Source organism: Tetragenococcus koreensis (genome assembly GCF_003795145.1).
In the GTDB taxonomy this organism is placed as follows: domain Bacteria; phylum Bacillota; class Bacilli; order Lactobacillales; family Enterococcaceae; genus Tetragenococcus; species Tetragenococcus koreensis.
Genome location: NZ_CP027786.1, coordinates 1,395,671 through 1,413,782, shown reverse-complemented (window position 1 = coordinate 1,413,782; position 18,112 = coordinate 1,395,671). Strand labels below are relative to the sequence as shown.

Below are 18,112 nucleotides of genomic sequence, written 5' to 3'. Positions count from 1 at the left end.
GCAAACTGGTTTTGAAGGACCCGAGGCGCGAAAATCTTAATTGATTTTCGCGCCTTTTTTCGTGTAAAAAAGAAAGGTGGTAAGGTTTAAATGTTGATAAAACAAGTGACGCAATTGATTGGAGATACGCCGTTGATTGATTTACAAATGGAGATACCTAATCAAAGTCACATTTATGCTAAATTAGAAATGTACAATCCAGGTGGTAGTATTAAAGACCGTTTGGGAAAATATCTATTCCAAAAAGCCTGGGAAGAAGGAAAAATTAATAATCAGACAACGATTATTGAACCTACTGCAGGGAATACCGGTATTGGTTTTGCTCTAGTAGCCCAAACCTATCAGCTACCTACCATTTTGGTAGTACCAGAGAAATTTAGCTTTGAAAAACAAGAACTAATGAAAGCACTAGGCGCTAAGATTGTTCATACACCAAGCGAAGAAGGGATTAAAGGCGCGATAAAAAAAGCTCGTGAATTAGAAAAGACAGTGGAAAACTCATTTGTTCCGTTGCAATTTGAAAATAAGGCCAATCCAGAAACTTACTACCACACGTTAGCGCCAGAAATTAGTGCAGATTTGCCAGGATCAATCACCGCGTTTGTTGCAGGTGCGGGCAGCGGTGGTTCTTTTGCCGGGAGCGCGCAATATTTTAAGAAACAAGATCCTAATGTTAAAGCAATAGTTGTCGAACCAGAAGGCTCTATTTTAAATGGGGGTCCGGCGCATTCGCATAAAACGGAAGGAATCGGCGTTGAATTTACACCGCCATTTTTTAAAGATACAATGATGGATGAGATAGTAACGATCTCTGATGAAGATGCTTTTTTTCAAGTGAATAAAGTAGCGAAAGAGCAAGGCTTATTTATTGGCAGTTCAAGTGGAGCAGCGCTAGCCGCAAGTTTGCAAGTTGCAGAAAAGCTGCCCCCTAAAAGTAACATTGTAACCATTTTTCCAGATAGTAGTGAACGTTATTTGAGTCAACATATTTACCAATAAGAAAGCGAGGAATTTATGATGGAATTTAACACAAAACTAATACATGGTGGTACTTCAATCGATGAAACAACAGGTGGGATGTCAGTTCCCATCCATATGGCGACGACCTTTCAACAAAAAAAGATCGGAGAAAGCAAATACGATTATTCACGTTCAGGAAACCCAACCCGCGAAGCCGTTGAAGAGTTAATTGCCGATCTTGAAGGAGGAGATGCTGGGCTGGCTTTTGCTTCAGGTTCCGCTGCAATCAATGCAATTTTTTCTTTATTTTCTGCAGGGGATCACTTTGTTGTCGGTAACGACGTCTATGGTGGGACGTTCCGTTTGATTGATGGTGTATTGAAACGATTTGGGATGACATTTACAGTCGTTGATACGCGTGATTTATCCGCTGTTGAACAAGCAATCACTGCAAAAACAAAAGCAATTTATCTTGAAACGCCTACTAATCCATTGCTTCGTGTGACAGATATCGAAGCTGTTGCGCAAATTGCCCGACAACATGATTTATTGAGCATTATCGATAATACTTTCAGTTCTCCTTACATCCAACGCCCCCTTGAATTTGGAGTAGATATTGTCATTCATAGCGCTTCTAAATATTTAGGAGGCCATAGTGATGTCATTGGTGGTTTGGTAGTTGCAAAAGGCGATAAACTAGCAGAAGATCTCAAATATTTGCAGAATGCGATTGGTGGTATTTTGTCCCCACATGATAGTTGGTTGTTACAAAGAGGAATGAAAACATTAGGGCTGCGGATGCGAGCTCACTTACAAAATGCCGAGGCTGTTTTTAATTATTTGTCTAAACAACAATTAGTAAGCAAAATTTACTATCCAGGTGACCCTGATAATCCAGATTTTAACACGGCTAAAAAACAAATGAATGGGTTTGGCGGAATGATTTCTTTTGAATTGCAAGAAGGACTTGATCCTAAAGAATTTGTGGAACAATTACAAGTGATCACGGTAGCAGAAAGCCTTGGCGCTGTTGAAAGTTTGATTGAAATACCAGCGTTGATGACTCATGGGTCAATCCCACGTGAAATTCGTTTGACAAATGGCATTCAAGACGAGCTGATTCGTTTATCAGTTGGAGTAGAAGATATCAATGATCTTTTAGCTGACCTGGAACAAAGTTTTAATCATTTGAAAGGAAATTAATTATGTTTGAGACTGCGCGAGCGATTTTAAGACAGGATCCAGCTGCATATAGCGTTCCTCAAGTCATTTTTACTTACCCTGGGGTACAGGCTCTTTTCTGGCACCGGATTGCCCATTATTTTGCTCAACATCGTCATCCTTTTTTAGCTAGTTTTGTCAGACGCCATAGCGAACATCGTACCGGAATATCGATTGCGCCTCAAGCTCAGGTTGGCAAACGTGTATTTATTGATCACGGAATGGGGACAGTTATCGGCGAAACGGCAATTATAGAAGACGATGTAGTGTTATTACAAGGCGTGACGCTAGGTTCACGTCATATTGAAGACACTGGCAGAAGACATCCACATATCAAAAGTGGTGCTTATATTGGTGCAAATGCCCAAATTCTAGGTCCAGTGACTATTGGAAAATTTAGTAAAATTGGTGCGGGCGCTGTTGTATTAAAAGATGTACCTGATCACGCTACGGCTGTAGGAAGCCCAGCCCGTATTATCGAAAAGTGACAAATGTATAATATCGTTATTACTTGTTAAATGTTGGTAAATCCATTTTAAACATAAGACTGCGACATAAGTGAAAACAAGATAAAAATATCCGAACTATTTTGATGAGAATGGCTGTTTGTCGCGAACTTGTGACAAAACCATCCTGGCCTAGGCGCAGGAATAATCTTCTCTATAGTTCGGGTATTTTGTTATCAGAGGGGGGTGTGTCACTTTCTTAATTGGTTATCACGTTTCTTTATAAGGACTAGACGCACTAACTCGTCAAACTTCACGTAAACGAGTATTGTTTGATAATTGGCCTTTTTGAAAGTAGGAATACTGTAAACTTTTTTGTTGGGCGTTTCAAGGCAAATCTATCCTCATTGGGAAGTCAAGCGTGTATAATAAACGGCATGAGGTGATGCAATGGAATTTATTGAATTAATTATTATCATCGCGGTTTTAATAACATTTTCTAATATTTTAACCAAAATGATGCCCACAGTTCCCATCTTTTTTGCGCAAATTTTTCTAGGTATTCTTTTAGGGCTATCAAAATATGGAAATGAAATTGATTTTAAGCCAGAAATGTTTCTGGTGTTGATCATTGCACCTTTGCTATTTCGTGAAGGAAAAAATTCAGATACACGTTCGATCGTTCAAAACTTCGGACCTGTGTTATTTCTGGCATTTGCAGGAGTGCTTTTAACAATGTCAGCAGTTGGATTTACACTTTACGCCTTCTTTCCCAGTGTACCTTTAGCGGCGTGCCTGGCGTTTGGAGCAGCACTTGGTCCAACGGATGCAGTTGCTGTTGGATCGTTAGCTGGGCGCTTAAAAATGCCAGAAAAAGTGTTACATATTTTAGAAGGAGAAGGATTGCTCAATGACGCTTCTGGTGTTACTGCCTTTCAATTTGCCGTTTCTACTTTACTGACTGGCGCATTTTCACTTTTAGATGCCTCCGTTACCCTTTTGTTTTCTAGTATGGGTGGAGCCTTAGTGGGAATCGCTGTAATCTGGGCTAAGAATCGAGTAATCCATTTTCTTGAACGAACTGCTTCACAAGATGTTATAAGTTATTTATTGATTGAATTATTACTTCCTTTTGTAGCTTACGTGTTATCAGAGCTGCTTGGATTTTCTGGTATTATTGCTGCTGTAATCGCAGGTGTTTTACAGTCAAAACGCCAATATCGAGTCACAGTCTTTGACGCCGAACTAGCTAATATTTCTGCGAACATCTGGAGCACTGTAGGATTTACGTTGAACGCGCTTGTTTTCCTTTTTTTAGGTATCGAGTTATCTGAAGTTTTTCGTCCTGTATGGAGTGATCGTACCTATTCAAACTTGCAGCTGGTTGGTATGGTTTTACTGATTGTAGCTGTAATATTCTTTGTTCGTTTCCTTTATATTGGTCTTTATTATTTAGTTAAAGAAAGAAAACACAGAGAAAAAAGCCCACTGCGTGATTTGCTTTTGTTGACATTTGGCGGAGTGAAGGGAACGATTAGTTTGGCAACAGTGTTCATTTTGCCCGTTTCCATTCATGGAATTGCTTTTGAGCAACGTGCTTTACTGCTTTTTTTGACTGCCTGTGTTATTTTCATTAGTTTGTTAATCGGTATGGTTGCTTTACCATTTTTCTCAGAAGGGGAATATGAAAAACCGGTTGATCGTGGTGAGTTAGAGATCCTACAATCTGTTATTCGCTATTTGCAAATAGAACGGAGCCATAAGGAATTATCTGCTATGCACATTATGGCAATTGAAACTGTTATTGAGCAATACCGCCAACGAACATTTGAATTGATGACTGAAGCCATGACTGAGAGTGAACAAATTAAAGTTCAAGAAGTACAGGGCTGGTTTTTAGCTATCGAACAAGGGGGCCTCGATGATTTATATCAAAAAAAGAAGATCAGCGAGAAAAGTTACAGAATTTACAACCGCTTATTGGAATATCATGAGCTTGTAGGTAAGCGACAGTTTTTAAGTTTCAGTGGTTTCTGGTTGTTAACCGGACGAAGGATTATACGTAATATTGCGCATCCTAAGCGATATATGATTCGTAAACGACGTGCAAAAAACCGTGATTATTTCAACGTTGACATTGAAGAATTAAAAAGTATTTTCGTCAATAATACCATTTTGATTCGCAAACGATTGAAAAAAGAGGAAAATGACCTCGATCCGCAAATTTTATCCTATCTAGACAATCGCCGCTCTTTAATTTTAAAACAATTATATAAACGGGATATTATTGAGCCTAAAGCAGTGGAAAATAGCAACTATTATAAGGAAGAGTTGATCAATGCCTACACCTTCGAACGTCAACAAATTGATACGTTTGAAAGAGAAGAAAAAATCAATCCACTGTCTGCAAATAATTATCGTCAAAAGGTGAATTTATTGGAATCTTTCACATTGCAAAAGCAAGGAAAGTAATCCAAATATATAATCCAGCAGGAAATTTCAATGATCGTGCAATTTCACTTTTAAATTAAAATAAATTCAGCCTTCAACAAAAAAGCAATCTGGAGCAGGCTGGATTTTATTTATCAGAGAGAATGTACTTAGATACAGTTTTTTTAAATACGTATAGACAAACCTAGATAAAATAGCAAGAAATAAAGACCTCAAAAGTAGAGCTAATCTTTTGGCTCTATAATTTCTAGTGTTGGTAGACAAGAATGATTTTCTTGTAGCCCATACTAGTTTTTTTATATTTTCTGAGCAAAATAGAAAACAGACACCTTGAAAACCCGTAGAATAAAGGTACCAAACAAATATCCAAAGGAGTGTTTCAAGATGTCCATCTCTCATTATACTAAAGAAATCCTAGATATCCTAGACTTAAATCTGACTTTTGAAGAAGATTGTTTCCAAAAAGAAGCCATTAACGGCGTCATTTGTTTTGTCTTTTATGGTCAGCTTTCTTATCGTCCACAAGCCTGTTTTCACTGTGGCGAAGAAGATACGGCTTGTTTAATGAAATGGGGATTCAAGGAAGTGACGATTCAGCTTAACGATGTGAGTGAATACAAAACCTTACTTAAAATGAAGAAACAACGTTTTCGTTGTAAAACTTGCGGGAAAACTTCTATCGCCGAAACCAGTGTCGCGGACCGTCATTGTTCGATCGCTCGACGCGTCAAACTCGCCATTGCAGAAAAATTAGCTCAACCCTTGTCGATGTCAATGGTCGCCCGGTTGAAGCATGTTTCGCCGACGACAGTTTTACGTGTGCTGCATAGTTTTCAACCTAAACAGCTAACCCCCAATACTTCCTTACCGGAAGTACTTTGTTTTGATGAATTTCAATCGGTCAAACGAGTTTCTGGTGCCATGAGTTTTATTATGATGAATGGGAAAACGCGGCAACTCTTAGAGATTGTCGCTAATCGACAACTGCCTCATTTAGAAGCCTTTTTCGCTCGTTATCCTAGAGAGGAAAGAGCCAAGGTGCACTATGTCGTTTCGGATTTTTACAGTCCGTATGCTTCCTTAGTTAAAGCCCTTTTTCCTAATGCGCAGTTAGTCATTGATCGTTTCCATATGAGCCAACATATTGGGCGAGCTTTCCAACAACAACGGAAACAAGTGATGAACACCTTTAACCGTCGGCAAAAAGAATATAAGCACCTCAAAAAATATTGGAAACTTCTACAGAAAAAAGCTTGGGCACTGGATTACAAAAAACGATATTGGCGGCCTAGTTTTCGGGATCATTTAACCGAGCAAGAGATTGTCGACCGCTTATTAAGTTATCATTCCACGCTTAGACAAGGCTATAAAATCTATCAATCGTTCCTTTCTGCATTTCATAAGCAAGATATCGAACGTTTGGATCAATTATTAAAAACCGATTTGTCTCAGCTTCCTGACCCGTTTCAGCCCGTAGTCAAGACCTTTCGCAAGTATCGACAAGAGATCCGGCTGGCTTTAACGGTGCCTTACTCTAATGGTCCTTTAGAAGGTTTAAATAATCATATTAAAGTCCTAAAACGAGTCGCTTATGGTTTCCATAGCTTTGAGAACTTTCGGCAACGGATCTTTTTATACCGAGGAAAGTATTTCCAACCCGGACCCTTACCTATACAAACTAAAAAAAGCAGCTAGACCATAGCGCCTAACTGCTTCCTTTATTTATCGAGTTTTCTTTACCAACACCAGTTGACAAAGAGCCAATCTTTTGAGGTCTTTTTGTCTTTAAAATTATCGTCGTCCATATTATGCAATGCGTATTCACAAGCTTGCAAAACAACACTTGTAAAAGTAGTGTTATTTTGTTGAGCAATTTCACTAATCCGTTCATTCAAATCTTGGGGAAAACGGATAGTTTTATTTACTGAGTCGTTCTTTTCAGATTTTACCCTAAACTTAGTCATGAATTCACCTCTATCCTTATACCATTATTCTAATAGGGATCTAGTTTGCTGTATGCACGTTGTTATAAAATGCAAAATGTATTGCAAAAAAATTGCAAATTACATTTTATGGTGGTAGACTAAACAACAATAACTAAAAGTAAGTAAAGATTATGCTGCTTTTTAATGGAGTTTATAAGAAAAAAGCATCAATCAATATGGCGTTTTTCTATTCTATAATCATTTTTTTGCATGACAAAACGCATGATGGTTTAGGTTGTTATAAATAAATGTTGCTATTGAATTCTGTAAGGAGACAAGCTATGCAAATTATCTATTATTTATCCTCATTTTTACTTTATTACCCGTTAGTACTCTCTCTTTTTTGGTTGATCGGCGCTTTATTCTATTATTTTTTGATTGAACGTAAGAAAGCTACGCTTGATTATGAAAGACCTCGTGAAGGTATCACGTTTATTATTTCGTGTTTTAATGAAGCTGAAACAATCGCAGAGACTGTTACAAATATTTCAACCCTTTCTTATCCAAAAAAAGAGTTAATCGTTATTAATGATGGAAGTCAGGACGATACAGCTGCAGTTTTATTAAAATTAAATGAAGTTTATCCGTTTAAATTTATCGATTTGAAACAGAATCAAGGAAAAGCGAATGCTTTAAATTCAGGTGTAAAAATAGCAAAGTATAATTATATTATGTGTGTGGATGCAGATACAACCATTGATGATCCGGCGCCTTATTATATGATCGATAATTTTTATACTTATGAAAATATTGGCGCGGTTACTGGTAATCCAAGGATACGTAATAAGAGAAGCTTATTAGGAAAAATACAGACAGTTGAATTTGCCAGTATTATCGGAGGTATTAAACGAGCACAATCAATGAATGGATACATTAATACCATCTCCGGTGTATTTACCTTGCTTAGTAAAAAAGCACTAGAAGATTGTAATCTTTGGGATATTGATATGGTCACTGAAGACATTGCCTTGTCTTGGAAAATGCATTTACATAATTACGTGATTGCTTATGAACCCCATGCCCTGTGTTGGATGATTGTGCCTGAAACTCTTCGAGGATTACTTAAACAAAGACTTCGCTGGGCGCAAGGCAACCAGGAAGTCTTAGTGCGGGATTTCACAAAAGTGCTTAAAAAGAAAAGCATTCCATTTTGGTTTTTGTTTGCAGAACAACTGATTTCTCTTATATGGGTTTTCTCTATTGTTTTTTCGATTATTTTCTTACTATTAAATCTTAATTTTCTTGATTATTATTTCTATGAAGAAACGCTAAACATTATTTTAGCTTCAAGTTTTGTATTAATTACGGTTAATATTATTTTATTTTCAGCTCAGCTTTTCATTGACAGCCGTTACGAGCGAAAAAATATGTTTTATTTTCTTTTTCTAAGCTGGTATCCGATCTTTTATTGGGCAATCAATGCCGTTACCAATGTTTTTGCGTTACCTAAAGCCTTAAAAAGAGAGAAAGGAGCTTATGCGACATGGAAAAGTCCAGACAGGGGAAAGGTTCAAAGATAAAAGCTAGTTTAGAAAGATTAAGAGAATTAGCGTTAGCTTTTTTCTCACTGATGTTATGGATTTTCTCTTTATTAGCTTTTGTGACGGTTATTTTTACTTTACTCGGCGTGGATTTGTATTATGTACAACTTATTCGCACGATTTTAAAAATTACTCGCACGGACTTAATGACACTAATTATGTTAAACCTCATTGGAGGTATTATTATCATTGCTTATTTAACCATAACTTATAATTTTGGTCCCTTTAAAAAAAGAGGTGCAGGAATAAACGAAAATGAAAAAGAAAAGTAAAATTAGTTTATTAGCTTTTATAATATTAGGTATATTTTTATTTAACAATATAGAGGTGGAGGCAAAAGAAGGCCAAACAGATCCCATTGAACGCTTGGATTATGAAGAGAACTCTGTGCTAGCTTTAAACTATCATAGAGTACGAGACATTACCTGGCTAGATCGTTTTTTATTATTTTTTTCCAATCCATATGAATTAAAACGTTACAGTGTTTCAACCGATGAGTTTCAACGTCAGATGAATTGGTTGATTGACCATGACGCTCAATTTTTAACCCTAGATGAATTATTGAAATATAAAGAAGCCGGACAATTCCCTAAAAGAAGTGTGTGGATTAGCTTTGATGATATGGACCATACGATTTACGATCATGCTTTTCCTATTTTGAAAAAATTAGATATACCCGCCACAGGATTTGTGATTACAGGTCAAGTCGGAAATTCAAATTTTAGTGATATGAAAATGATTAACAATAAAGAATTAACAGAAATGTATCAAACAGGTCTATGGGATTTCGCTTCACATACGGATAATTTACACTATCTAGATGATAAGAACCGCTCGTTATTGGTCCAAGAAAAATATACCAGTATTTACCAAGATTTTCAAAAAAGTAACCAATATTTAAAAGAGCACTGGGATATTGACAACCAGGCACTTGCTTATCCGTATGGCGGAGGTAACGACACAGTTTCAAAAGCATTGGAAAAGACAGGGATCAAATATGGCTTTACGCTAGAAGAAAAAATTATCACACCGGATTTAAACGATCAATACTTACCTCGTATTTTGATAAATGAGGATTCGTTTGAACGATTGATTGAGTCATGGAAAGGATTTGAAAACAATGAAGACAACTAAAAGTAACCATCAATATATCTTTATCATTTTGATTGTGGTAACAATTATTTCACAAATTTTGCTTAGCTATACTTTCAGATCTGGTGTGGACGATAATCAAATTCAGACCTTATTTTGGATTCGCCATCTTTTTTCTTTTGGCCTACCAGGTATTATTATTTTGTGGCAAATTCAAGATACAATCTTACATACAAAGACAAAAGTAAGTACGTATCTATGGAGAAACATTAGATATATTTTTATTCCTTACATTCTTCTTGGCATTGTTTATAGTCTTTATAATAGCCAAATTAGTACTGAAAGCTTTAAAGAGAGTTTTATCAATATGGTGATTCAAGGAAATTGGCATGGTTCATTTGTTTTAGTTATTTTCCAATTTACTATCTTAAATCTTTTTTTTTCGAAAAATAGGTCGTTATCATAAAACAATGGTGTTAGTTAGTTTCTTTATTAGCATCACGTATCTTGCAAATGATGCTATTTTTCAATATCCTTTTTTTAATAATGATGTTAACTTATTAAGCTGGCTATTTTTTTATTGTTTAGGGACTTACATAGGCTATCATTATCAAACTTTGAAAAAATTGATAAAAGAGAATCAGCCGTTGATTGTTTTAATGACTATTTTGTCTTTTCTTCCGTTTATTTATTTTGCGGAAGCTTACAGTGCTGAGATTCTTTTATTAGAACCCGCGTTACTTCCTTATTTTGCTTGTAGCTTTTTACTTGTTTATAGCATTTCAATGAGTATGGTAGGATTAAAACAAACTCTGGTTCAAAATATTGCGTCCTACGGCTCTTTTATTTTGTTATTTCATCCAGTTATTACGCCATTTCTATTCAGTTTTTTTGGTGTTTTAGAAGAACAAACGATCTTACTCTTATTTTTTGGTTTACTCTTTATTTTAGGCATGTCACTCGGTGTCGCTGAAATTCTTGATCAATATACATTAACTCGTTTCGCATTGGCAAAAGCTATCTTAAGGTAGCTTTTTTATTTATGTAAAATTTAAAGAAAAGAGAGCTTTGACGAGAAGTAATGCCCTATGCAACACTTCTTTCAAGTATAATGAATTGTATAATGGCTAAACGTTATTTCGCGCATACTTATTTTATTTAAATTTAGAAAAAATCATTCTCAAAATTAATGAGAATGGTTTTTTACTCTTATTGATAAAATGTCCGTCAATATGGACACAACAAAATGTTTGCGTTTTCAAAAAATGAGTTAAAGTACAAATAAGGAGTTGGTTACATGCAGTTAAGTAAACGAGAGAATTATTTAATTGAAATACTGATGAAAAACAATATGATGCTTACTGCACATCAATTAGCGGAAATTTCGAGTGTTTCTACAAAAACAATTTATCGTACGGTAAAGAAAATTAATGAAGAATCAGCCGAAGGAGACATTATTATTTCTGAAATTGGGAAAGGATTTCGATTAGATTATGATAAATATTTACATTTAAATACAGAAAATAAAATGACAACTAAAGAAAAAGAATCGTTAGTACGTCGCAATAATATTATTTTGAAGTTGCTTTTTAAAGCTCCTAATTCAATCAGGATTAATGACTGTGGATCCAGGTTTTGCTGGACAAAAGTTTATTGATAATACTTTAGAAAAAATTGTTCAGCTAAGAGAGTTACGTGAAACAAATGATTATAAGTATTTCATCGAAATGGATGGCTCATCTAATCGAAAATCTTTTGCTAAAATTGATAAAGCTGGGCCAGACATCTATATCGTAGGCCGAAGCGGTCTATTTGGTTTAGCAGAAAATATTGAAACGTCTTGGGAAATTATGATGACAGACTATAAAGAGACGACCGGGAAAAAATATTATAAAGAGTAAGTTTTGGTCCAATTGGTTTAATGGTTTGAATCGAAACGTTAAAAAAGCTGTGATAACAGACGTCACAGCTTTTTTTCTTTGTATTTTGAAAGTACTATGGTAAAATCATAACAATTATCTATTCTGTTGTAGGAAAAGCCAAACATTGTAGTAGAAAGAAGGTTTGTTCAATGAGCAAAATTACGGAAAGTATTCTTTATTTAAAGGAACAAAAGTGGATTGATTTGTCCCACACAGTGACGCCCGAAATGCCTTATTTTCAAGCATTCAAGCCAATTACTGAGAATACCTTATACACAGTAAAAGACGACGGCTTTTTTGCAAAAGAGTACGCGTTAGCTACACAATACGGTACGCACATTGACGCACCCGTTCATTTTTCTGAAGGAAAAAGATCACTAGAAGAATTAGAATTAAAAGAATTTGTTTTGCCAATGTTCGTTATTCATAAAGAAAAAGAAGTAACAGCGAACCATGATTATATGCTAACAGTAGATGACATCCTAGCTTTTGAAAAAGAGCATGGTAAAATTCCAGCTGACAGCTTCGTTGCTTTTTCGAGCGGTTGGTCTGAGCGATGGAATGATCCAGCTAGTTATTATAACTTAGATGAAAATGGTCAGGCCCATACACCGGGGTGGTCCGTTGAAGCATTGAAATTTTTACATGAAAAACGAAATGTAAAAGCGATTGGCCATGAGACCTTAGATACGGATCCAGCCATTGAGGAGGCTAAAAACGGTCATTTGCTTGGCGAATTATACTGGCTATCAATGGATAATTACCAAATTGAAGTGATGAACAATTTAGCAGAAGTTCCTGCCAAAGGGGCTGCAATTGTTGTAGGTGTACCAAAAATCAAATCAGCACCCGGTTTTAACATTCGAGCATTTGCGATTGTCCCAGAAGGAAATGAGTAAATGATATTGAGAGTCATCTTAAAAAACTAAGATGGCTTTTACTATCTAGAAACTGGCTCTACTATAGTTACTAGCAGAGCTTATTTCTAGCTGTCAAACGTTATTTACGACTACTGGATGTGCTTTTCAACTAACTTTTTTTATATTTTATCTATAGTAGATCTAATAGAACAATTTTTTAAGACTGATGATACTTTTTGACAAATTCTTCAATTGGCAGGCGCATATCTAAATACCTTGCTTCTAACGTTTCTCGATCCCAATTCCACCAAGCAATTTCCTGCATTGCGTTAATAATATACTCTGAAAAACGATATTTGATAATTTTTGCTGGGACGCCGCCGACAACTGCGTAAGGTGGTACATCTTTAGTAACCACTGCATTGGACGCAATAGCTGCGCCATTACCAACTGTGACACCCGCTTGTATGACTACACCGTGCCCAATCCAGACATCATTGCCGATCGTTGTTACTTTTTGTTTGCGTTCTGCTAAAAATTCGCTATCTTTAGGATAAAAACCATATCCCTCGCCATTGTAGCCAAAAAGGTGCTGGGTGGGACGATTTAAAGGATGGTTTGTTGGACCAATTCTTACGAGGGCTGCGATACTAATAAAGCGTTTCAAATGGCTGTTTTGAATGTAGCAATGTTGGCCACTATAGACATAATCGCCAATATAACTATTATCTAAATGATTATCTTCGCCGATTTCTACATAGTCGCCAAAGGTGATATCTTTCATTTGTGTATTTTTTCCAATAATGGGTTGGTTATCTTTAAAATTGACCATTTCTATATGCATATTCATCACCTCAGAGTTTATTGCTATTATTTTACCTCATTTTTGGGTAAAATTTTATTAAAATGTTTTAAAAAAGAAATGGAGGGATACTGTATGTACCAAATTTTAACGCTAGGCGAACTTTCAGACAGATTACAACGGCGTCTAAACAGAGTAGAACGTTTTGAATTTTCATCTGAATTCACACATCCTGCAGCAATTTTTGTTCGGAGTGCGCAAGTTGCCGATCAATTCATTACAGAGGATCTTTTGGTTGTTGGACGTGCTGGAAGTGGTGTGAATAATATCAATGTTAAAGCTTGTACGAAAAATGGTACCATGGTTTTTAACACACCAGGAGTAAATGCGAATGCAGTCAAAGAAGTAGTGCTTACAAGCCTATTAAACAGTGTTCGTCCCATCGAAAAAGCCGCAGATGCTGTGCAAACTCTAACAGGAGAGAATATATTAGAACAAGCTGAACAAATACGTAATAATTATATCGGTAGTGAATTAGTAGGGAAGACCATAGGAATCTTAGGGTTAGGAGCTATTGGTGAACAAGTAGCACGAGCTTGCTTTAATTTGGGTATGGACGTCATTGGTTACGCTCGGCAACCGCGCAATCAGAATTACTTCGAACAGGTCTATGACTTGAAAGATCTTTTGCCGCGGCCGGATTTTGTGGTTATTTTATTACCGTTGACTGATGAAACAAGAGGGATATTTAACAGCGAAGCCTTTTCATCCATGCGTAAAGAGGCGATATTATTTAACTTTGGACGTGGTGAGATTGTCAATAATGCCGCATTACTTTCTGCATTAGCCAATGAACAGATAAAAGGGTATGTATCGGATTTTCCTAGTGCGGAGCTTTTACAAAATCCTAAAATTAAGTTATTGCCGCATATGGGCGGTACGACCGGAAAAGCGCTACAAGACGGCGCGATGGCTGCGATGCACAATATGCGCGATTTCCTAATTTATGGGACAGTACGGCAATCGGTGAATTTTCCGGATATTTTTCTTCCATTCACTGCTCCTACGCGCTTAACTATTTTTTATATGGACGAGCCCAAAATATTTTCGAAAATCTCTCACAAAATTTCCGCCCATAATATTGAGATCGATATTTTAGCCAGTGAACGTTATGAAGGTTATGTTTATACGTTAATTGATTTAGATGAAGCTGATTTGCCTAAAGTTAGAGAAGTAACAAATGAACTTAACCAAATACCGGCTATTATTCGTTTGCGCTTGTTAAAAAATCCCAATTGGGCACCGACCATTTATCTGTAAAATCATCCAACACTTCTTGATAAAAAAGGCGAATATAGTCGTTTTTAAAACGAGAAATCAGCGGTATAACAGGCATAGACCAATTTGACATTGTTTGATTGTACAGGTAGAATTTGTGTTATAATTAGAATGATTTTAGTGAAACTTAAAACAATCTCTAGTAAATCAGAAGTCATGTATTACTAAAGAGAGGAGTTATACAGAAGATGGCAGTAGAAACAAAAAGCAGAGAATACGAATATGGGTTTCATGATGATGTAAAACCTGTTTATTCTAGTGGCAGTGGATTAACTGAAGAAACCGTTCGGGAAATGTCTCGGCTAAAAGATGAACCACAATGGATGCTTGATTACCGTCTACGCTCATTGGAATTATTTCACAAGATCCCGCTTCCAGAATGGGGACCTGATTTGTCAGGAATTAATTTTGATGATGTGGTTTACTATCAACGGACCAGTGAAAAAAATACGAATAGCTGGGACGATGTGCCAGATAAAATTAAGGACACTTTTGAACGTTTAGGTATTCCACAAGCAGAACGCGAATATTTAGCAGGTGCAGCAGCCCAATATGAATCAGAAGTAGTCTATCACAACATGAAGGATGAGTTTGCTAAACAAGGAATCATTTTTACTGATACTGATACTGCTTTGCGCGAATACCCTGACTTGGTAAAAAAATATTTTGCTAGCGTTATTTCTAACTCTGAACATAAATTTACAGCATTAAACGGCGCCGTTTGGTCTGGTGGTACGTTTATCTATGTTCCCAAAGGCGTTCACTGTGAAATCCCCGTTCAAACTTATTTTCGGATCAACGGTGAAAATGCGGGCCAATTTGAACGGTCATTAATTATTGTAGATGAAGGAGCCTCAATCCAATACATTGAAGGATGTACAGCACCCAACTATTCAGCCAATAGTCTTCATGCAGCAAGTGTTGAAATCGTCGTGAAAAAAGATGCTTTTTTCCGTTATACAACGATCCAAAACTGGTCAGACAATGTTTATAATCTGGTTACTGAAAGAGGAACGGTAGAAGAAAATGGAACACTAGAATGGATTGATGGTAACCTAGGTAGTAAAGTAAACATGAAATATCCATGTAGTATCTTAAAGGGCCCGCACTCTAAAGCTTCTGTATTATCAATGGCCTTTGCTAATTATGGCCAACATCTGGATGCCGGTTGCAAAGTCTATCACAATGCTCCGCATACTTCTAGCACGTTAATTTCAAAATCGGTCGCAAAAGGCGGGGGGAAGACAGACTATCGTGGGCAAGTGTCGTTTGGTCGCAACAGTGCAGGGTCTAAATCCCATATCGAATGTGATACGATCTTAATGGATGATGAGTCAACTTCTGACACGATTCCTTATAATGAAATTTTAAATAACGATGTGGCGCTAGAACACGAAGCCAGCGTATCAAAAATTTCTGAAGACCAGTTATTTTATTTGATGTCTCGTGGAATTAGTGAAGAGGACGCCACTGCGATGATTATTAATGGATTTATGGATCCTATTACGAAAGAATTACCGATGGAATATGCGGTCGAAATGAATCAATTGATCAACATGAGTATGGAAGGCTCTGTTGGATAATGCTATTTTAAGCCTTAGTCAGTGGTTATAAATCACTTGCTAAGGCTTTTTTATAAGATAGGTCTATCAAACTAGTATCCTTTTAAACAGTAAACGTTTATTGTTTTCTACAACGTAATCGCACATTTCTAGTTTACTACTAAAATAGTAGTTTTTTTCTTTATTCCTTATTTTGTACAATAAGAAAGCGCAATCTTTCCTTTTTTTGTTATGATAAACATAAGAAAAGGAGGATGTTACAAATGGATAACGCACATAAAGGGAGTAACAAAGATCGTTTTTTACTTATCTTTGAAACATTTGGGCGTTCCTTTTTGTTACCAGTTTCAGTTTTGCCAGCTGCTGGTATCCTAAAAGGGATTGGTTCAGTGTTTACCAATGAAAGTACAATTGAAATGTACCCTTGGATGCAAAATAATATTTTGCAAATTGTAATGGGGTTTATAGAAACATTAGGGAACGTAGCTTTTGATAATCTACCAGTGATTTTTGCAGTCGGCGTTGCTGTAGGCTTGGCCAAGCAAGAAAAAGGTTCAGCCGCTGTATCTGGATTATTAGGTTTTCTAGTTTTGCATAATACTTTAAATTTTTTACTTGATATCTCCGGTAGATTGGTTGATACGGGTGCTGAAAATGCAGACGATTTAATGTCTCAAGCTATGCAAACAGAAGTACTGGGTATCCAAACGATGGATTTAAATGTGTTTGGCGGAATTATTACTGGTTTAATTGTTTATTTTGTTCATAAAAAAGCTATTCGTATTGAAGCCCCACAGATCTTTGGCTTTTTCAGTGGTCCAAGATTGGTGCCGATCCTGATTATACCAACAATGGCACTGGTTGCACTTTTATTTTTCTTTATTTGGCCGATTATTCAACAAGGAATCAACGCTTTATCCTTAGTGGTATTAGAATCTGGCTATACTGGGACGTTTGCTTATGGCTTAATTGAACGATTATTGTTACCTTTTGGGTTACAACATGGCGTCAACTGGCCTATCCGAACGACTCCATTAGGCGGGATATTCATGATTGATGGACAAGAATTTTCTGGGACGATTAATGCTTATATGGCTGCCTTGTCAAGCGATGGCCCAATCAATCCAATGATTACACGGTTCTCTGCAGGAAAATTTGTGTTTAACATGTTTGGACTACCAGGTGCAGCGCTGGCTATGTACAAAACGGCTCGTCCGGCAAATCGTAAAACAGTCGGTTCCTTGTTGTTAGCTGCAGCACTAACTTCTTTTTTCACAGGCATTACTGAACCAATTGAATTTACTTTTCTTTTTGTAGCTCCAGCTCTCTATGGAATTCATGCTGTATTAGCAGGCTTGACGATGTTGGCAACGACTTTAGCTGGTGGGGCCTTTTTAACTCCGACTGGACATGGGCTTATTAATTTCTTAATTTACGGTGTTTTCCAAGGAGCGCGTACAAAATGGTGGTTATTACCAATTATTGGTGTCATTTGTTTTGTTGTATATTATTTGGTGTTTACATTTGCAATTAAAAAATTCAATTTTAAAACACCCGGAAGAGAAGCTGATCCATCGACGATTGCACTTCATGGAAAAGAGGAAACACGAGAAAAAATGGGTGTAAAAACCTTAAAAGATAAAGAGAAAGAGGCTGCTCAAACTTCAGAAGGGAAGTTGCCGTTACATGAGCAAGCTCTGCAACTGATCGACGCTCATGGTGGTGCCGAAAATATTACTGCGGTAGACGCTTGTATTACACGTTTGCGGATTAATGTGAAAGATGATTCGGTTGTTGATTCAGTGCGAATTAAAAACAACTTAGAGGCAATGGGGTTTGCCACGTCAGGCATGCAAATGCAATCGATCTATGGCGGCAAAGCTAACCAATTAAAAGTTGAAATACAAGATATTTTAGGATTGGCGGAATAAG

Annotated in this window: 17 protein-coding genes and 1 pseudogene; 16 read left to right on the top strand and 2 right to left on the bottom strand. The window is 36.6% G+C overall.

Annotated features, from left to right (window positions below; translation table 11 throughout):
- The first annotated feature begins 90 nt into the window (after nucleotides 1-90).
- From C7K43_RS06765 to C7K43_RS06745, 5 genes are all read left to right on the top strand, one after another.
- The gene (locus tag C7K43_RS06765) at nucleotides 91-999 is read left to right on the top strand and encodes a PLP-dependent cysteine synthase family protein (RefSeq protein WP_124006170.1); all 909 of its coding nucleotides are present in this window, start codon (nucleotides 91-93) and stop codon (nucleotides 997-999) included.
- A gap of 18 nt (nucleotides 1,000-1,017) precedes the next feature.
- Complete coding sequence (locus C7K43_RS06760; RefSeq protein ID WP_124006169.1) at nucleotides 1,018-2,163, top strand: trans-sulfuration enzyme family protein; 1,146 nt, start codon at nucleotides 1,018-1,020, stop codon at nucleotides 2,161-2,163.
- Between the two features lie 2 nt (nucleotides 2,164-2,165).
- Entirely contained in the window at nucleotides 2,166-2,669 is a 504-nt protein-coding gene (gene epsC, locus C7K43_RS06755; RefSeq protein WP_124006168.1) for a serine O-acetyltransferase EpsC, read from the top strand.
- 408 nt (nucleotides 2,670-3,077) lie between these two features.
- Nucleotides 3,078-5,099 (top strand): cation:proton antiporter, encoded by a 2,022-nt coding sequence (locus C7K43_RS06750; RefSeq protein WP_124006167.1) that lies wholly within the window; start codon nucleotides 3,078-3,080, stop codon nucleotides 5,097-5,099.
- 363 nt (nucleotides 5,100-5,462) lie between these two features.
- Nucleotides 5,463-6,773 (top strand): ISL3 family transposase, encoded by a 1,311-nt coding sequence (locus C7K43_RS06745; protein WP_124005169.1) that lies wholly within the window; start codon nucleotides 5,463-5,465, stop codon nucleotides 6,771-6,773.
- 41 nt (nucleotides 6,774-6,814) lie between these two features.
- On the opposite strand, the gene C7K43_RS06740 is transcribed toward C7K43_RS06745, so the two are convergent.
- On the bottom strand, nucleotides 6,815-7,042 hold the full coding sequence (locus C7K43_RS06740; protein ID WP_124006166.1) for a hypothetical protein: 228 nt from the start codon (nucleotides 7,040-7,042) through the stop codon (nucleotides 6,815-6,817).
- 302 nt (nucleotides 7,043-7,344) lie between these two features.
- On the opposite strand from C7K43_RS06740, the gene pgaC reads away from it, so the two are divergent.
- The 8 genes and pseudogenes from pgaC (at nucleotide 7,345) to C7K43_RS06700 (ending at nucleotide 12,517) form a co-directional block, all read left to right on the top strand.
- Complete coding sequence (gene pgaC, locus C7K43_RS06735; RefSeq protein WP_124006165.1) at nucleotides 7,345-8,583, top strand: poly-beta-1,6-N-acetyl-D-glucosamine synthase; 1,239 nt, start codon at nucleotides 7,345-7,347, stop codon at nucleotides 8,581-8,583.
- Entirely contained in the window at nucleotides 8,547-8,876 is a 330-nt protein-coding gene (locus tag C7K43_RS06730) for a hypothetical protein (protein ID WP_124006164.1), read from the top strand. Before pgaC ends, C7K43_RS06730 begins: the two co-directional genes overlap by 37 nt.
- Nucleotides 8,860-9,738: an intercellular adhesin biosynthesis polysaccharide N-deacetylase gene (gene icaB / locus C7K43_RS06725; RefSeq protein WP_124006163.1), complete on the top strand. Its 879-nt coding sequence runs from the start codon at nucleotides 8,860-8,862 to the stop codon at nucleotides 9,736-9,738. Before C7K43_RS06730 ends, icaB begins: the two co-directional genes overlap by 17 nt.
- Complete coding sequence (locus tag C7K43_RS06720) at nucleotides 9,725-10,162, top strand: hypothetical protein (RefSeq protein ID WP_124006162.1); 438 nt, start codon at nucleotides 9,725-9,727, stop codon at nucleotides 10,160-10,162. Before icaB ends, C7K43_RS06720 begins: the two co-directional genes overlap by 14 nt.
- 4 nt (nucleotides 10,163-10,166) lie before the next feature.
- Nucleotides 10,167-10,727 (top strand): acyltransferase family protein, encoded by a 561-nt coding sequence (locus C7K43_RS06715; protein WP_338056100.1) that lies wholly within the window; start codon nucleotides 10,167-10,169, stop codon nucleotides 10,725-10,727.
- Between the two features lie 266 nt (nucleotides 10,728-10,993).
- Nucleotides 10,994-11,353 carry an HTH domain-containing protein gene (locus tag C7K43_RS06710; protein ID WP_124006160.1) on the top strand — a complete coding sequence of 120 codons (360 nt, stop codon included), beginning with the start codon at nucleotides 10,994-10,996 and terminating at the stop codon, nucleotides 11,351-11,353.
- Nucleotides 11,310-11,597 (top strand): annotated as a pseudogene (locus C7K43_RS06705) (beta/alpha barrel domain-containing protein); the annotation flags it as partial. The gene C7K43_RS06710 and the pseudogene C7K43_RS06705, both read left to right, overlap by 44 nt.
- A gap of 170 nt (nucleotides 11,598-11,767) precedes the next feature.
- Complete coding sequence (locus C7K43_RS06700) at nucleotides 11,768-12,517, top strand: cyclase family protein (protein ID WP_124006158.1); 750 nt, start codon at nucleotides 11,768-11,770, stop codon at nucleotides 12,515-12,517.
- 178 nt (nucleotides 12,518-12,695) lie between these two features.
- On the opposite strand, the gene C7K43_RS06695 is transcribed toward C7K43_RS06700, so the two are convergent.
- Nucleotides 12,696-13,322, bottom strand: coding sequence for an LbetaH domain-containing protein (locus C7K43_RS06695; protein WP_124006157.1), 627 nt, complete (start codon nucleotides 13,320-13,322; stop codon nucleotides 12,696-12,698).
- Nucleotides 13,323-13,415: 93 nt separating this feature from the next.
- Here C7K43_RS06695 and C7K43_RS06690 point away from each other — a divergent pair, with 93 nt between their 5' ends.
- The 3 genes from C7K43_RS06690 (at nucleotide 13,416) to C7K43_RS06680 (ending at nucleotide 18,111) form a co-directional block, all read left to right on the top strand.
- Entirely contained in the window at nucleotides 13,416-14,600 is a 1,185-nt protein-coding gene (locus C7K43_RS06690) for an NAD(P)-dependent oxidoreductase (protein ID WP_157977736.1), read from the top strand.
- A 206-nt stretch (nucleotides 14,601-14,806) separates the two neighbouring features.
- Nucleotides 14,807-16,201, top strand: coding sequence for a Fe-S cluster assembly protein SufB (gene sufB, locus C7K43_RS06685; protein WP_124006155.1), 1,395 nt, complete (start codon nucleotides 14,807-14,809; stop codon nucleotides 16,199-16,201).
- 242 nt (nucleotides 16,202-16,443) lie between these two features.
- Complete coding sequence (locus C7K43_RS06680) at nucleotides 16,444-18,111, top strand: PTS transporter subunit EIIC (RefSeq protein WP_124006154.1); 1,668 nt, start codon at nucleotides 16,444-16,446, stop codon at nucleotides 18,109-18,111.
- Nucleotide 18,112 lies beyond the last annotated feature (1 nt).

Excerpts from the sequence above, each read along its gene's own strand:
- C7K43_RS06715 (WP_338056100.1), top strand. The coding sequence starts at position 10,167 with ATGGTGTTAGTTAGTTTCTTTATTAGCATCACGTATCTTGCAAATGAT.
- C7K43_RS06680 (WP_124006154.1), top strand. The coding sequence starts at position 16,444 with ATGGATAACGCACATAAAGGGAGTAACAAAGATCGTTTTTTACTTATC.
- C7K43_RS06745 (WP_124005169.1), top strand. The coding sequence starts at position 5,463 with ATGTCCATCTCTCATTATACTAAAGAAATCCTAGATATCCTAGACTTA.
- C7K43_RS06730 (WP_124006164.1), top strand. The coding sequence starts at position 8,547 with ATGGAAAAGTCCAGACAGGGGAAAGGTTCAAAGATAAAAGCTAGTTTA.
- C7K43_RS06690 (WP_157977736.1), top strand. The coding sequence starts at position 13,416 with ATGTACCAAATTTTAACGCTAGGCGAACTTTCAGACAGATTACAACGG.
- sufB (WP_124006155.1), top strand. The coding sequence starts at position 14,807 with ATGGCAGTAGAAACAAAAAGCAGAGAATACGAATATGGGTTTCATGAT.
- epsC (WP_124006168.1), top strand. The coding sequence starts at position 2,166 with ATGTTTGAGACTGCGCGAGCGATTTTAAGACAGGATCCAGCTGCATAT.
- C7K43_RS06695 (WP_124006157.1), bottom strand. The coding sequence starts at position 13,322 with ATGCATATAGAAATGGTCAATTTTAAAGATAACCAACCCATTATTGGA.
- C7K43_RS06710 (WP_124006160.1), top strand. The coding sequence starts at position 10,994 with ATGCAGTTAAGTAAACGAGAGAATTATTTAATTGAAATACTGATGAAA.
- C7K43_RS06760 (WP_124006169.1), top strand. The coding sequence starts at position 1,018 with ATGGAATTTAACACAAAACTAATACATGGTGGTACTTCAATCGATGAA.
- C7K43_RS06765 (WP_124006170.1), top strand. The coding sequence starts at position 91 with ATGTTGATAAAACAAGTGACGCAATTGATTGGAGATACGCCGTTGATT.
- icaB (WP_124006163.1), top strand. The coding sequence starts at position 8,860 with ATGAAAAAGAAAAGTAAAATTAGTTTATTAGCTTTTATAATATTAGGT.
- C7K43_RS06740 (WP_124006166.1), bottom strand. The coding sequence starts at position 7,042 with ATGACTAAGTTTAGGGTAAAATCTGAAAAGAACGACTCAGTAAATAAA.
- C7K43_RS06750 (WP_124006167.1), top strand. The coding sequence starts at position 3,078 with ATGGAATTTATTGAATTAATTATTATCATCGCGGTTTTAATAACATTT.
- C7K43_RS06720 (WP_124006162.1), top strand. The coding sequence starts at position 9,725 with ATGAAGACAACTAAAAGTAACCATCAATATATCTTTATCATTTTGATT.
- C7K43_RS06700 (WP_124006158.1), top strand. The coding sequence starts at position 11,768 with ATGAGCAAAATTACGGAAAGTATTCTTTATTTAAAGGAACAAAAGTGG.
- pgaC (WP_124006165.1), top strand. The coding sequence starts at position 7,345 with ATGCAAATTATCTATTATTTATCCTCATTTTTACTTTATTACCCGTTA.